At 56.1% G+C, this 15,087-nt stretch carries 11 protein-coding genes, 4 tRNA genes and 2 rRNA genes; all 17 read right to left on the minus strand.

Annotated elements, in window-relative coordinates; all coding sequences use genetic code 11:
* Positions 1–44: 44 nt before the first annotated feature.
* The 17 genes from rpoB to J3A71_RS26670 all read right to left on the minus strand — a co-directional run bounded on the left by rpoB (position 45) and on the right by J3A71_RS26670 (position 15,056).
* A complete protein-coding gene (gene rpoB / locus J3A71_RS26590) occupies positions 45–4,118 on the minus strand; it encodes a DNA-directed RNA polymerase subunit beta (RefSeq protein WP_016484650.1) in 4,074 nt (1,357 codons plus the stop codon).
* A gap of 220 nt (positions 4,119–4,338) precedes the next feature.
* Positions 4,339–4,704, minus strand: a complete 366-nt coding sequence (gene rplL, locus J3A71_RS26595; protein WP_007957596.1) for a 50S ribosomal protein L7/L12 — start codon at positions 4,702–4,704, stop codon at positions 4,339–4,341.
* Between the two features lie 77 nt (positions 4,705–4,781).
* Positions 4,782–5,282, minus strand: a complete 501-nt coding sequence (rplJ, locus tag J3A71_RS26600) for a 50S ribosomal protein L10 (RefSeq protein WP_016484649.1) — start codon at positions 5,280–5,282, stop codon at positions 4,782–4,784.
* A gap of 197 nt (positions 5,283–5,479) precedes the next feature.
* Positions 5,480–6,175 carry a 50S ribosomal protein L1 gene (gene rplA, locus J3A71_RS26605; RefSeq protein WP_016392127.1) on the minus strand — a complete coding sequence of 232 codons (696 nt, stop codon included), beginning with the start codon at positions 6,173–6,175 and terminating at the stop codon, positions 5,480–5,482.
* Positions 6,175–6,606, minus strand: coding sequence for a 50S ribosomal protein L11 (rplK, locus tag J3A71_RS26610; protein ID WP_003255500.1), 432 nt, complete (start codon positions 6,604–6,606; stop codon positions 6,175–6,177). The genes rplA and rplK overlap by 1 nt, the downstream gene beginning before the upstream one ends.
* A 119-nt stretch (positions 6,607–6,725) precedes the next feature.
* Complete coding sequence (gene nusG / locus J3A71_RS26615; RefSeq protein WP_003255501.1) at positions 6,726–7,259, minus strand: transcription termination/antitermination protein NusG; 534 nt, start codon at positions 7,257–7,259, stop codon at positions 6,726–6,728.
* A 9-nt stretch (positions 7,260–7,268) separates the two neighbouring features.
* A complete protein-coding gene (gene secE, locus J3A71_RS26620) occupies positions 7,269–7,637 on the minus strand; it encodes a preprotein translocase subunit SecE (RefSeq protein ID WP_016484648.1) in 369 nt (122 codons plus the stop codon).
* A 44-nt stretch (positions 7,638–7,681) separates the two neighbouring features.
* Positions 7,682–7,757 (minus strand) — tRNA-Trp (locus J3A71_RS26625).
* A 54-nt stretch (positions 7,758–7,811) separates the two neighbouring features.
* Positions 7,812–9,005 (minus strand): elongation factor Tu, encoded by a 1,194-nt coding sequence (gene tuf / locus J3A71_RS26630; protein WP_016484647.1) that lies wholly within the window; start codon positions 9,003–9,005, stop codon positions 7,812–7,814.
* Between the two features lie 78 nt (positions 9,006–9,083).
* Positions 9,084–9,159, minus strand: a tRNA-Thr gene (locus J3A71_RS26635).
* A gap of 29 nt (positions 9,160–9,188) precedes the next feature.
* Positions 9,189–9,262: transfer RNA gene (locus tag J3A71_RS26640), tRNA-Gly, on the minus strand.
* Between the two features lie 24 nt (positions 9,263–9,286).
* Positions 9,287–9,370: transfer RNA gene (locus J3A71_RS26645), tRNA-Tyr, on the minus strand.
* Positions 9,371–9,522: 152 nt separating this feature from the next.
* Positions 9,523–9,948: a hypothetical protein gene (locus J3A71_RS26650; protein WP_016484646.1), complete on the minus strand. Its 426-nt coding sequence runs from the start codon at positions 9,946–9,948 to the stop codon at positions 9,523–9,525.
* A 7-nt stretch (positions 9,949–9,955) separates the two neighbouring features.
* Complete coding sequence (locus J3A71_RS26655) at positions 9,956–10,705, minus strand: pantothenate kinase (RefSeq protein ID WP_016484645.1); 750 nt, start codon at positions 10,703–10,705, stop codon at positions 9,956–9,958.
* Positions 10,695–11,654, minus strand: a complete 960-nt coding sequence (gene birA, locus J3A71_RS26660; RefSeq protein WP_031312439.1) for a bifunctional biotin--[acetyl-CoA-carboxylase] ligase/biotin operon repressor BirA — start codon at positions 11,652–11,654, stop codon at positions 10,695–10,697. Before birA ends, J3A71_RS26655 begins: the two co-directional genes overlap by 11 nt.
* A gap of 260 nt (positions 11,655–11,914) precedes the next feature.
* Positions 11,915–12,030: ribosomal RNA gene (gene rrf, locus J3A71_RS26665) — 5S ribosomal RNA — on the minus strand.
* Positions 12,031–12,164: 134 nt separating this feature from the next.
* Positions 12,165–15,056: ribosomal RNA gene (locus tag J3A71_RS26670) — 23S ribosomal RNA — on the minus strand.
* Positions 15,057–15,087: the final 31 nt, after the last annotated feature.

The raw sequence follows: 15,087 nt of genomic DNA on the forward strand, positions 1-15,087 counted from the left end.
CAGGGAGCGGGCATTACCTGCCCCACCCCCCTTCGCGTCACGTGTTATTCGGTTTCCAGATCGATATCGATACCGAGCGAACGGATCTCTTTGATCAACACGTTGAAGGACTCGGGCATGCCCGGCTCCATACGGTGATCGCCATCCACGATGTTCTTGTACATCTTGGTACGGCCGTTCACGTCGTCCGACTTCACTGTGAGCATTTCTTGCAGGGTGTATGCCGCGCCATATGCTTCCAGCGCCCACACTTCCATCTCCCCGAAACGCTGACCACCGAACTGCGCCTTACCACCCAGCGGCTGCTGGGTAACCAGGCTGTAGGAACCAGTGGAACGCGCGTGCATCTTGTCGTCCACCAAGTGGTTCAGCTTGAGCATGTACATGTAACCAACGGTCACCGGACGCTCGAACTTGTTGCCGGTGCGGCCATCGAACAGCACCATCTGGCCGCTCTCTGGCAGATCAGCCAGCTTCAGCATGGCCTTGATCTCGCTTTCCTTGGCACCATCGAAGACCGGAGTAGCCATCGGCACGCCCTTCTTCAGGTTGTGTGCCAGGGCCAGGATCTCTTCGTCGGTGAACTCGGCGAGGTTTTCCTGACGACCGCCGATCTCGTTGTAGACCTCGGTCAGGAATACGCGCAGCTCAGCAGCCTTGCGTTGCTCTTCGATCATGCGGTCGATCTTTTCGCCCAGGCCCTTGGCCGCGAGGCCCAGGTGGGTTTCAAGGATCTGACCAACGTTCATACGCGAAGGTACACCCAGCGGGTTCAGTACGACGTCGACCGGAGTACCGTTGGCATCGTGCGGCATGTCTTCAACCGGCATGATGACCGAGACAACACCCTTGTTACCGTGACGACCAGCCATCTTGTCACCCGGCTGGATGCGACGGCGAATTGCCAGGTAGACCTTGACGATCTTCAGTACGCCCGGAGCCAGGTCATCGCCCTGCTGCAGCTTGCGCTTCTTGTCTTCGAACTTGTCGTCCAGCAGACGGCGACGGTCGACGATGTACTGTTGAGCCTTTTCCAGCTGCTCATTCAGTGCATCTTCAGCCATGCGCAGTTTGAACCACTGGCCGTGCTCCAGACCGTCCAGCACTTCGTCGGTGACCACGGTGCCTTTCTTCAGGCCCGCGCCACCGTCGACCACCTGGCCGTTCAGGGCAGAACGCAGACGCTCGAAGGTTGCACCTTCGACGATGCGGAACTCTTCGTTGAGGTCCTTGCGAATCTCGTCCAGCTGCATCTTCTCGATGGCCAGAGCGCGGCTATCGCGCTCGACGCCATCACGGGTGAAGACCTGTACGTCAATGACAGTGCCCTTGGTGCCAGTTGGCACGCGCAGGGAGGTGTCTTTAACGTCGCTCGCCTTCTCACCGAAGATTGCGCGCAGCAGTTTTTCTTCCGGAGTCAGCTGGGTTTCGCCTTTTGGCGTGACCTTGCCAACCAGGATGTCACCAGCGCCGACTTCAGCACCCACGTAGACAATACCGGCTTCGTCCAGTTTGTTCAGTGCAGCTTCACCCACGTTCGGGATGTCCGCAGTGATTTCCTCTGGGCCAAGCTTGGTGTCACGCGCCACACAGGTCAGTTCCTGAATGTGGATGGTGGTGAAGCGATCTTCCTGGACCACACGCTCGGACAGGCAGATGGAGTCTTCGAAGTTGAAGCCGTTCCACGCCATGAACGCGATGCGCATGTTCTGACCCAGTGCCAGCTCACCCATGTCGGTGGACGGGCCGTCGGCCATGATGTCGCTACGCTGAACCTTGTCACCCTTGCTGACCAGCGGACGCTGGTTGATGCAGGTGTTCTGGTTCGAGCGGGTGTACTTGGTCAGGTTGTAGATATCTACACCTGCTTCGCCGGTTTCCACCTCGTCGTCGTTGACGCGAACAACGATACGGCTGGCGTCGACCGAGTCGATCACGCCACCACGGCGAGCAACCACGCAGACACCGGAGTCACGGGCAACGTTGCGCTCCATGCCGGTACCTACCAGCGGCTTGTCAGCACGCAGGGTCGGTACAGCCTGACGCTGCATGTTCGAACCCATCAACGCACGGTTGGCGTCGTCGTGCTCGAGGAACGGAATCAGCGACGCAGCAACGGAAACTACCTGCTTCGGCGAAACGTCCATCAGGGTGACGTCTTCCGGCGCCTTGACGGTGAATTCGTTCAGGTGACGAACAGCTACCAGCTCATCGATCAGTTGCTTCTTGTCGTTCATCGCGGCCGAAGCCTGGGCGATGACGTGATCCGCTTCTTCGATTGCCGACAGGAACACGATGTCGTCGCTGACAACGCCTTCCTTCACCACACGGTACGGGCTTTCCAGGAAGCCGTACTGGTTGGTGCGGGCATAGGCCGCCAGGGAGTTGATCAGACCGATGTTCGGACCTTCAGGGGTCTCGATCGGGCACACACGGCCGTAGTGAGTCGGGTGTACGTCACGGACTTCGAAGCCAGCACGCTCACGGGTCAGACCGCCCGGGCCGAGCGCAGAGACGCGGCGCTTGTGGGTGATCTCGGAGAGCGGGTTGTTCTGGTCCATGAACTGGGACAGCTGGCTGGAACCGAAGAACTCTTTCACCGCCGCCGCAACCGGCTTGGCGTTGATCAGGTCCTGCGGCATCAAGCCTTCGCTTTCCGCCATCGACAGACGTTCCTTGACCGCGCGCTCTACACGCACCAGGCCAACGCGGAACTGGTTCTCGGCCATCTCGCCGACGCAACGTACGCGACGGTTACCCAGGTGGTCGATGTCGTCGACGATGCCTTTGCCGTTACGGATATCGACCAGGGTCTTGAGGACCTCGACGATGTCTTCCTTGCTCAGCACGCCTGAACCTTCGATCTCGGTACGACCGATACGACGGTTGAACTTCATGCGACCGACAGCGGACAGGTCGTAACGCTCGGCGCTGAAGAACAGGTTGTTGAACAGGGTCTCGGCGGCATCCTTGGTCGGCGGCTCGCCTGGACGCATCATGCGGTAGATCTCGACCAGGGCTTCCAGCTGGTTGCTGGTGGTGTCGATCTTCAGGGTGTCGGAGATGAACGGACCGCAATCAATGTCGTTGGTGTACAGGGTCTCGATACGGACGACCTGTGCCTTGGCGACTTTGATCAGCAGATCAGTGGTCAGCTCGGTATTGCACTCAGCCAGGATCTCGCCAGTAGCCGGGTGCACGATGGCCTTGGCAGTGGTGCGACCCAGGACGTATTCCATTGGAACGTCCAGCTGCTTGACGCCGGCCTTCTCGAGCTGGTTGATGTGGCGCGCAGTAATACGGCGGCCCTGCTCGACAATGACCTTGCCGGTTTCGTCATGGATGTCCATGACCGCAACTTCACCACGCAGACGCTGCGGCACGAGTTCCAGGCTGAGTTTTTCGCCGGAAATGTGGAACACGTTGGTGGTGTAGAAGGTGTTCAGCACTTCTTCAGTGCTGTAACCCAGGGCGCGCAACAGCACCGACGCCGGCAGTTTGCGGCGACGGTCGATACGTACGAACACGCAGTCTTTCGGGTCGAATTCGAAGTCCAGCCAGGAACCGCGGTAAGGGATGATGCGAGCGGAGTACAGCAGCTTGCCGGAGCTGTGAGTCTTGCCACGGTCGTGGTCGAAGAACACACCAGGCGAACGGTGCAGCTGGGAAACGATCACACGCTCGGTACCGTTGATAACGAAGGTACCGTTCTCAGTCATCAGGGGGATTTCACCCATGTAGACTTCTTGCTCTTTGATGTCCTTGATCGCTTTGTTCGACGATTCCTTGTCGAAGATGATCAGGCGCACCTTGACCCGCAGTGGGACCGCGAAGGTCACGCCACGCAGGACACATTCCTTCACATCGAAGGCAGGCTCGCCCAGGCGATAGCCTACATACTCCAGGGCAGCATTGCCGGAGTAGCTGATGATCGGGAATACCGATTTGAAGGCCGCGTGCAGGCCGACGTCGCGGAACTGATCCTTGGATGCTCCCGCTTGCAGGAATTCGCGATACGAATCCAGCTGGATGGCCAGGAGGTAAGGCACATCCATGACGTCCGGCAACTTGCTAAAGTCCTTGCGGATACGTTTTTTCTCAGTGTATGAGTAAGCCATCAGCGTTCCCCAGCTTGGTCACCTGCTTGTTTGGCTTCTCCCGGCGGGAGCAGCCAGAAAATCGTGCAAACCCCTTGGTTTGCGCCACCCACGTGGGTGTCTTGCAGCTTGTTATCGGGGCCGGCTTGACCGACCGCCAATAACGGAAAAAGGCCGGTGGCATAAGCCACCAGCCATCAGCCTTGTGCTCAACGCTCAGGCTGGCATCGCAAAGTCGAAATTACTTCAGCTCGACTTTAGCGCCTGCTTCTTCCAGCTTCTTCTTAGCGTCTTCAGCGGCTTCTTTCGAAACGCCTTCAGCTACAACCTGAGGAGCGCCATCGACTTTCTCTTTGGCTTCTTTCAGGCCCAGACCGGTCAGCTCGCGAACGGCTTTAATCACGTTCACTTTCTTCTCGCCGGCTTCAACCAGAACAACGTTGAACTCGGTCTGCTCTTCAACAACAGCGGCAGCAGCAGCTGGGCCAGCAGCGGCAACAGCAGCGGTCACGCCGAAGGTTTCTTCCATTGCTTTGATCAGCTCAACAACTTCCAGAACGGTTTTCTGGCCGATTGCTTCGATGATTTGCTCGTTAGTCAGGGACATGACTTAAATCCTGTATTGGGGTGAAGGCCTACGCAGCCATCAAATTAAACAAATGATTTTGAAAGAGTTCGCGTGCCTTAGGCAGCGGTAGCTTCTTTCTGGTCGCGAATGGCTGCCAGAGTACGAGCCAGCTTGCTGGTGGCGCCTTGAATAACGCTCATCAGTCGTGCAATAGCTTCGTCGCGGGTCGGCAGGGTAGCCAACACGTCGATCTGGTTCGCTGCAATGAAATTGCCGTCAAACGCAGCTGCCTTGATCTCGAACTTGTCCTGACCCTTGGCGAACTCTTTGAACAGACGAGCAGCAGCGCCCGGGTGTTCGTTGGAGAAAGCAATCAGGGTCGGGCCTTTGAACGCGTCGTTGAGGACCGAAAACTCGGTGCCTTCAACAGCGCGCTTGAGCAGGGTGTTACGTACGACACGTACGTAAACGCCAGCCTCGCGGGCCTCTTTACGGAGTCCGGTCATTGCGCTTACAGTCACACCACGGGCATCAGCCACAACAGCGGACAGAGCGACTTTGGCAGCCTCGTTGACTTCAGCGACGATGGCCTTCTTGTCTTCGAGTTTAATTGCCACGGGTTTACTCCTGGTTTTTACCGTTTCATCTGGCCGAAGCCGGATGTCGTTTTGGTGTCTGATTCGGTAACGAATCGGGAGCACCATCTGCGTGGGCTGGTGTTTTAAGGCTTGCGCCACCTACGGTCTTGGATAGCCCCCGCCAGGCAGGGACCCCAATTTTTGCTGGCGGCGAGACGAATCGCACCGCCATGTTCTTACACGTTCAGCGAGCTCTGATCGATGACCAGACCTGGGCCCATGGTGGTGCTCAGGGTAACGCGCTTGACGTAGATACCTTTCGACGAAGCTGGTTTGATACGCTTCAGATCAGCGATCAGGGCTTCAACGTTTTCCTTCAGCTTGCCAGCTTCAAAGCCGACCTTGCCAACGGAGGTGTGGATAATACCGTTTTTGTCGGTACGGTAGCGAACCTGACCAGCCTTGGCGTTTTTCACGGCAGTGGCTACGTCTGGGCTAACGGTACCAACTTTCGGGTTAGGCATCAGGCCGCGAGGACCCAGAACCTGACCCAGCTGACCTACAACGCGCATGGCATCAGGCGATGCGATGACGACGTCATAGTTCAGATCGCCGGCTTTCATTTCGGCAGCCAGATCGTCCATACCTACGCGGTCAGCGCCGGCAGCCAGAGCGGCTTCAGCAGCTGGACCCTGGGTGAAGACAGCAACGCGAACGGTCTTGCCAGTGCCGTGTGGCAGCACAGTAGCGCTACGAACGACCTGGTCGGATTTACGCGGGTCAACACCGAGGTTAACGGCGATGTCGTAGGACTCGACGAACTTGGCAGCAGGCAGCGAGGCCAGCAGAGTTGCCGCTTCTTCGAAGTTGTAGGCCTTGCCTGCTTCGATTTTTTCGGCGATTGCCTTTTGGCGTTTGGTCAGCTTAGCCATTACACACCCTCCACGTTCAGGCCCATGCTGCGGGCAGAGCCAGCGATGGTGCGTACAGCAGCGTCCAGGTCAGCAGCGGTCAGATCAGCCTGTTTTGCCTTGGCGATATCTTCCAGCTGAGCACGGGTAACGGTACCGACTTTAACGGTGTTCGGACGAGCCGAACCACTGGTCAGGCCAGCAGCTTTCTTCAGCAGAACCGAGGCAGGGGTGCTCTTGGTCTCGAAGGTGAAGCTACGGTCGCTGTAGACAGTGATGATCACAGGAGTCGGCAGGCCGGCTTCTTGACCCTGGGTACGGGCGTTGAAGGCCTTGCAGAATTCCATGATGTTCACACCGTGTTGGCCCAGTGCTGGACCAACGGGTGGGCTTGGGTTGGCCTGGCCGGCCTTAACTTGCAGCTTGATGTAAGCCTGAATCTTCTTAGCCATGAGCTACTCCAAAATCGGGTACGAACGCCTGATGGCTCCCCGGATGACTTGCGTTTTATCCCAGTGACGACAAAACCCCGCAACACACAGGGCTGCGGGGTTTGGGATGCTTCGTCCGCCTAGACCTTTTCGACCTGGCTGAACTCGAGCTCCACCGGAGTAGAGCGACCGAAAATGAGCACCGCCACCTGGAGGCGACTCTTTTCGTAGTTAACCTCTTCGACACTACCATTGAAGTCAGCGAACGGACCGTCAATGACACGAACCACTTCACCTGGCTCGAACAGTGTCTTCGGCTTCGGCTTGTCGCTACCGTCAGCAACGCGACGCAGGATAGCTTCAGCTTCTTTATCGGTGATCGGTGCAGGCTTGTCTGCGGTACCGCCAATAAAGCCCATCACACGAGGGGTGTCCTTGACCAAGTGCCAAGTCCCTTCGTTCATCTCCATCTGGACCAGTACATAGCCAGGGAAGAATTTACGCTCACTCTTGCGCTTCTGGCCGTTGCGCATTTCGACGACTTCTTCGGTCGGAACCAAGATCTCGCCGAAACCGTCTTCCATGCCAGCCAGCTTGACGCGCTCAATCAGGGAGCGCATTACATGCTTCTCGTAACCCGAGTAAGCATGCACAACATACCAACGCTTAGCCACGGGACACCTTTAGCCAACGATCAGGGAGACCGCCCAGCCGAGCAGGGAATCTAGACCCCACAGCAGCAGTGCCATAACCAGCACGACAGCCACGACAATCAGCGTGGTCTGGGTGGTTTCCTGGCGGGTCGGCCACACGACTTTACGGATTTCGGTACGAGCTTCCTTCGCCAACGCAAAGAACGACTTGCCCTTCGCAGTCTGCAGAGCTACAAAGCCTGCGACAGCAGCCAGGACGAGAAGTGCGAGAACGCGATACAGGATCGGAGAGGCGGAGTAATATTGATTACCCACAACAGCTACAACCACCAAAGCAACTACAGCCAGCCACTTGAACAGATCAAAACGCGATTCTTGGGCTTCAGTTTTGGGAGTCATCAAGGAGGATCCTGTGAGAAGAAAGCCATCACACCGAAGTGAAATGGCAGGTCAGGAGGGAATCGAACCCCCAACCTACGGTTTTGGAGACCGTCGCTCTGCCAATTGAGCTACTGACCTGTAACGCTGTATCAGGCCGGCCATTATACCGGCCTGATCAAGTAAATCAACTACTTATTCAATAATTTTTGCTACGACGCCGGCGCCGACGGTACGACCGCCTTCACGGATAGCGAAGCGCAGACCGTCTTCCATTGCGATGGTCTTGATCAGGGTAACAGTCATCTGAATGTTGTCACCTGGCATTACCATTTCAACGCCTTCCGGCAGTTCGCAGTTACCGGTCACGTCAGTGGTACGGAAGTAGAACTGAGGACGGTAGCCTTTGAAGAACGGAGTGTGACGACCGCCTTCTTCCTTCGACAGGACGTAGACTTCTGCGGTGAACTTGGTGTGCGGCTTGACCGAACCTGGCTTGACCAGAACCTGGCCACGCTCAACGTCGTCACGCTTGGTACCACGCAGCAGAACGCCGCAGTTCTCGCCAGCACGACCTTCGTCCAGCAGCTTGCGGAACATCTCAACACCGGTGCAGGTGGTGGTGGTGGTGTCACGCAGACCAACGATTTCCAGCGGATCCTGAACGCGGACGATACCACGCTCGATACGACCGGTAACAACGGTACCACGACCCGAAATCGAGAATACGTCTTCGATTGGCATCAGGAACGGCTTGTCGATAGCACGCTCTGGCTCTGGGATGTAGCTGTCCAGAGTTTCAACCAGCTTCTTGACGGCGGAGGTGCCCATCTCGTTGTCGTCTTTGCCTTCCAGCGCCATACGAGCCGAACCGATGATGATCGGGGTGTCGTCGCCTGGGAAGTCATAGGTGGACAGCAGGTCGCGAACTTCCATCTCAACCAGTTCCAGCAGCTCAGCGTCGTCTACCAGGTCAGCCTTGTTCAGGAAGACCACGATGTACGGAACGCCAACCTGACGGGACAGCAGGATGTGCTCACGGGTTTGTGGCATCGGACCATCGGCGGCCGAGCAAACCAGGATCGCGCCGTCCATCTGGGCAGCACCGGTGATCATGTTCTTCACGTAGTCAGCGTGACCTGGGCAGTCAACGTGAGCGTAGTGACGAATGTTCGAGTTGTACTCGACGTGAGCGGTGTTGATGGTGATACCGCGCGCTTTTTCTTCCGGAGCCGAGTCGATCTTGTCGAACTCAACGACTGCCGAACCGAAAACTTCGGAGCAGACGCGAGTCAGAGCTGCGGTCAGAGTGGTCTTACCGTGGTCAACGTGGCCGATAGTGCCGACGTTAACGTGGGGAAGGGAACGATCAAACTTTTCCTTAGCCATCGATACAATCCTCCGCAGAAGAAATAGTCTTGCGCTGATAAAACAAAGGCAGATATTTTCATATCTGCCTTGTTTATATGGAGCTCTTGAGCGGACTTGAACCGCTGACCTCACCCTTACCAAGGGTGTGCTCTACCAACTGAGCTACAAGAGCGAAACACTTTGCGCAAAATCCAGCAAACTTGGAGCGGGTAGCGGGAATCGAACCCGCATCATCAGCTTGGAAGGCTGAGGTTCTACCACTAAACTATACCCGCGGAGCTTGCGGCTCTCGCTAAAACTGGTGGAGGGAGAAGGATTCGAACCTTCGAAGCTCTCGCAACGGATTTACAGTCCGTCCCCTTTGACCGCTCGGGAATCCCTCCAGATGTGGCCGGCATTCTATTTGTCTGCCGTCCCAGTGTCAAGCGTTTTTTCAAATTTTTTCAATCAAATCTGAAACTTAGCTGCTTTGACACCGCTTCCAGTTCTACCACCTGAGTGGTGTTCCCTGTGAAGCGGGCGCCATTCTATCAAGCTATTCACCAGTTGCAATACCCTGGCAGAAAATAATTTTATGTTTTAAGTCTTTGAAATCATTGGAAAGAGCCGAAAGCACCGTTTGGTCCAGCAAACGCTCGCTTTCCGGGGCAACCTTGAGCCAGCGCCCATCTGCTCCAGGCAACTGCCCCACCACTGGCAAAGTGGCAATATCTAGGCTCAGCAAGCGCTGACGCAGTGCATCCAGCTGCTCCTGCCCTGTTACCCCCCCCACCACCAGGCACTCATCACGGCGCCTGGGTGGCGCCGACAGACCCGTTTCACGCAACAGACGGATTTCTTGCTGATTCCCCTTGTACAACGACAGGGGAGCGACTTCCTTGACCTTCAGCGGTGCTTCCTGCTGATGCCAAACGTAATAGAAGACGTTGAGCACCAGTAACAACAGAAACAACCAACGCATAGGCACCTCAATCCAATGGGCAGGCCATGGCCAGACCAACAAAAACCAGGTCAGGGACGACACGCGCCTGCGGCACGGCCTCCCTCACCAGCGGCGCATCGCCCCCGGTGAGGAACACCGTGAATTCATCCCCCCACAGCGCACGCGCCTGCTCGAGCTGCGTACGTGCAAAGCCCTGAAGCATCAACACGCAGCCACGCTCGACCGCTTCGACAGTAGAGCGGCCCGGCGACAAACTGGTCAATGCGCGCTCGGCAGAGTCATCGTCATAACGGATTCGCCGGGTGTGGGTACGCAACTGACTGCGCATCAATGGCATGCCCGGGCAGATGTAGCCACCCAGGTGTTCGCCGTCTGCGGCCACAAAGTCCGCTTTAGCAGCGGTACCAAGGTCGATCACCAGGCACGCGCCCTTGGCCAGGTGAAATGCACCCAGCGCTGCCAGCCAACGGTCCATGCCCAGACGCTGATAGTCATCATAACCGTTGCGCACACCGGCCATGCGCTGGGCCGGATGCGCAACATGCGCCTGCACGGTAAATGCCTGGGCTATCAACGCACAAAGCGCATCGGTTTCTTCCTCGCTGCGCACACTGACGATGCGGCACCCGGTCAGACGTACCGATGCCAGCGCAGCCACTTCAGCCAGCAGCGCTTGATCGGAATCGACGATCCCGCCACCTTCAATCACTGCATCAGCGGTATGGATTACGCGCCACTTGATGAAGCTATTACCGCAGTCGAGCTCAAGAATCATCACGCAACCTCAAACTGAGCTCACCACCACTGAAGCTCTTTTCAACTCCGTCCACCTCAAGGCGCAAGCCGCCCTGCCCGTCGACGCCAAGAACCACGCCATCAATACGCGTGCTACCGGCAACCAGTGAAACAGTGCGCCCCTGCCACAGGTGCGCCTGCTCCCATTCCTCCTGGAATGCGGCAAAACCGTAACGACGATGGCGTGCCAATTCGTGCTGCAATTGCTGATTGAGCGACGCCACCAGGTGGTTGCGGTCTATCGCCGCACCCAGCTCACGCCGCATTGAGGTCCACTCCTGGTCGACTTGGCCATTGACCTGCATGTTCACATTGATACCAATACCCAGTACCACATGACAGACATCGGCCGGGTCACCCACCAGCTCCAGGAGAATGCCAGTTATCTTCTGCCCGCGAACCAGCACGTCATTGGGCCATTTGAGCCCTACATCCTTTACGCCGAATGCCTGCAGAGTACGCATCACTGCAACACCCACCACCAGGCTCAAGCCTTCGAGCTGGCGCATGCCGCCATCCACACGCAAGACAAGGCTGTAATAGAGGTTTTCGGCAAATGGGCTGACCCATTGCCTGCCACGTCGCCCGCGGCCTGCGCTTTGCCGCTCAGCCAAGACGATAAATGGCGCTACCTGCCCTTGATTGGCAAGCCTCAAGCCTTCGGCGTTGGTCGAGTCGATGATTTCGTGGATGAAAACCGGCCACTGCTCGCCTTCGGCAAACCCGGCGATAGCCTGTGCCTCGAGCAAAGCCAGCGGCGCCGCCAGCTGGTAGCCGCGCCCACGAACCTTGTGAATGGTGAGGTTCAGCTCGCTCTCCAGGTGCTGCAGCTGCTTCCAAACGGCGCTGCGACTCACCCCGAGGGCTGCCCCCAGAGCTTCTCCGGAATGGAACCGGCCATCCTTGAGGAGGTTCAACAACTTCAGCATGCCAGTCTCGACTTGGAATAAGGCAGGCATGATAGCCATGGGCTGTTGGCTTGCATAGGAAAAGGGCCTGCATACCTGGCGTGCGCCCTGCCTTGTGGCAGCGGGCGTGCCCGCGAAACAGGCTGCGCGGTGGATGCCACGGGCTTCGCCGTGTTCGCGGGGCAAGCCCGCTCCCACAGGGATTCGAGCTGGGCTGAATTTTTTGCCCACAAAGACAAAACCCCTACCTGCATGCGCAGATAGGGGTTTTGCGAAATGAATCTTGACGATGACCTACTCTCACATGGGGAAACCCCACACTACCATCGGCGATGCATCGTTTCACTGCTGAGTTCGGGATGGGATCAGGTGGTTCCAATGCTCTATGGTCGTCAAGAAATTCTGTAGCCAGAATGTCCAGATGGACAGCCCAGCGAATTCGGATATGTGATGTTTGTGGTTCGTTGCGAACTTTCGGTTCGTATCATCTTCACCACCGCAATCTGCGTCAGCAAATTGCTTGGGTGTTATATGGTCAAGCCTCACGGGCAATTAGTATTGGTTAGCTCAACGCCTCACAGCGCTTACACACCCAACCTATCAACGTCGTAGTCTTCGACGGCCCTTTAGGGGATTCAAGATCCCAGTGAGATCTCATCTTGAGGCAAGTTTCCCGCTTAGATGCTTTCAGCGGTTATCTCTTCCGAACATAGCTACCCGGCAATGCCACTGGCGTGACAACCGGAACACCAGAGGTTCGTCCACTCCGGTCCTCTCGTACTAGGAGCAGCCCCTCTCAAATCTCAAACGTCCACGGCAGATAGGGACCGAACTGTCTCACGACGTTCTAAACCCAGCTCGCGTACCACTTTAAATGGCGAACAGCCATACCCTTGGGACCGGCTTCAGCCCCAGGATGTGATGAGCCGACATCGAGGTGCCAAACACCGCCGTCGATATGAACTCTTGGGCGGTATCAGCCTGTTATCCCCGGAGTACCTTTTATCCGTTGAGCGATGGCCCTTCCATACAGAACCACCGGATCACTAAGACCTACTTTCGTACCTGCTCGACGTGTGTGTCTCGCAGTCAAGCGCGCTTTTGCCTTTATACTCTACGACCGATTTCCGACCGGTCTGAGCGCACCTTCGTACTCCTCCGTTACTCTTTGGGAGGAGACCGCCCCAGTCAAACTACCCACCATACACTGTCCTCGATCCGGATAACGGACCTGAGTTAGAACCTCAAAGTTGCCAGGGTGGTATTTCAAGGATGGCTCCATGAGAACTGGCGTCCCCACTTCAAAGCCTCCCACCTATCCTACACAAGCAAATTCAAAGTCCAGTGCAAAGCTATAGTAAAGGTTCACGGGGTCTTTCCGTCTAGCCGCGGATACACTGCATCTTCACAGCGATTTCAATTTCACTGAGTCTCGGGTGGAGACAGCGCCGCCATCGTTACGCCATTCGTGCAGGTCGGAACTTACCCGACAAGGAATTTCGCTACCTTAGGACCGTTATAGTTACGGCCGCCGTTTACCGGGGCTTCGATCAAGAGCTTCGCTTGCGCTAACCCCATCAATTAACCTTCCGGCACCGGGCAGGCGTCACACCCTATACGTCCACTTTCGTGTTTGCAGAGTGCTGTGTTTTTAATAAACAGTCGCAGCGGCCTGGTATCTTCGACCGGCATGGGCTTACGGAGCAAGTCCTTGACCCTCGCCGGCGCACCTTCTCCCGAAGTTACGGTGCCATTTTGCCTAGTTCCTTCACCCGAGTTCTCTCAAGCGCCTTGGTATTCTCTACCTAACCACCTGTGTCGGTTTGGGGTACGGTTCCCAGTTATCTGAAGCTTAGGAGCTTTTCTTGGAAGCATGGTATCAACCACTTCGTCGCCTAAAGGCAACTCGTCATCAGCTCTCGGCCTTGAAATCCCGGATTTGCCTAAGATTTCAGCCTACCACCTTAAACCTGGACAACCAACGCCAGGCTGGCCTAACCTTCTCCGTCCCTCCATCGCAATAACTGGAAGTACAGGAATATTAACCTGTTTTCCATCGACTACGCTTTTCAGCCTCGCCTTAGGGACCGACTAACCCTGCGTCGATTAACGTTGCGCAGGAAACCTTGGTCTTTCGGCGTGCGAGTTTTTCACTCGCATTGTCGTTACTCATGTCAGCATTCGCACTTCTGATACCTCCAGCAAGCTTCTCAACTCACCTTCACAGGCTTACAGAACGCTCCTCTACCGCATCATCATAAGATGATACCCGTAGCTTCGGTGCATGGTTTGAGCCCCGTTACATCTTCCGCGCAGGCCGACTCGACTAGTGAGCTATTACGCTTTCTTTAAAGGGTGGCTGCTTCTAAGCCAACCTCCTAGCTGTCTAAGCCTTCCCACATCGTTTCCCACTTAACCATGACTTTGGGACCTTAGCTGACGGTCTGGGTTGTTTCCCTTTTCACGACGGACGTTAGCACCCGCCGTGTGTCTCCCATGCTCGGCACTTGTAGGTATTCGGAGTTTGCATCGGTTTGGTAAGTCGGGATGACCCCCTAGCCGAAACAGTGCTCTACCCCCTACAGTGATACATGAGGCGCTACCTAAATAGCTTTCGAGGAGAACCAGCTATCTCCGAGCTTGATTAGCCTTTCACTCCGATCCACAGGTCATCCGCTAACTTTTCAACGGTAGTCGGTTCGGTCCTCCAGTCAGTGTTACCTAACCTTCAACCTGCCCATGGATAGATCGCCCGGTTTCGGGTCTATACCCAGCGACTAAACGCCCTATTAAGACTCGCTTTCGCTACGCCTCCCCTATTCGGTTAAGCTCGCCACTGAATATAAGTCGCTGACCCATTATACAAAAGGTACGCAGTCACCTAACAAGTAGGCTCCCACTGCTTGTACGCATACGGTTTCAGGATCTATTTCACTCCCCTCTCCGGGGTTCTTTTCGCCTTTCCCTCACGGTACTAGTTCACTATCGGTCAGTCAGTAGTATTTAGCCTTGGAGGATGGTCCCCCCATATTCAGACAAAGTTTCTCGTGCTCCGTCCTACTCGATTTCATTGATAAGAGATTTTCGTGTACGGGGCTATCACCCACTATGGCCGCACTTTCCAGAGCGTTCCACTAATCTCAAACCAACTTAAGGGCTGGTCCCCGTTCGCTCGCCACTACTAAGGGAATCTCGGTTGATTTCTTTTCCTCAGGGTACTTAGATGTTTCAGTTCCCCTGGTTCGCCTCTTGCACCTATGTATTCAGTACAAGATAACCAGCTTATGCTGGCTGGGTTCCCCCATTCAGAGATCTCTGGATCACAGTCTGTTTGCCGACTCCCCAAAGCTTTTCGCAGGCTACCACGTCTTTCATCGCCTCTGACTGCCAAGGCATCCACCGTATGCGCTTCTTCACTTGACCATATAACCCCAAGCAATCTGGTTATACTGTG

Source organism: Pseudomonas sp. PvP089 (assembly GCF_017875165.1).
GTDB classification, from domain to species: Bacteria; Pseudomonadota; Gammaproteobacteria; order Pseudomonadales; family Pseudomonadaceae; genus Aquipseudomonas; species Aquipseudomonas fortuita.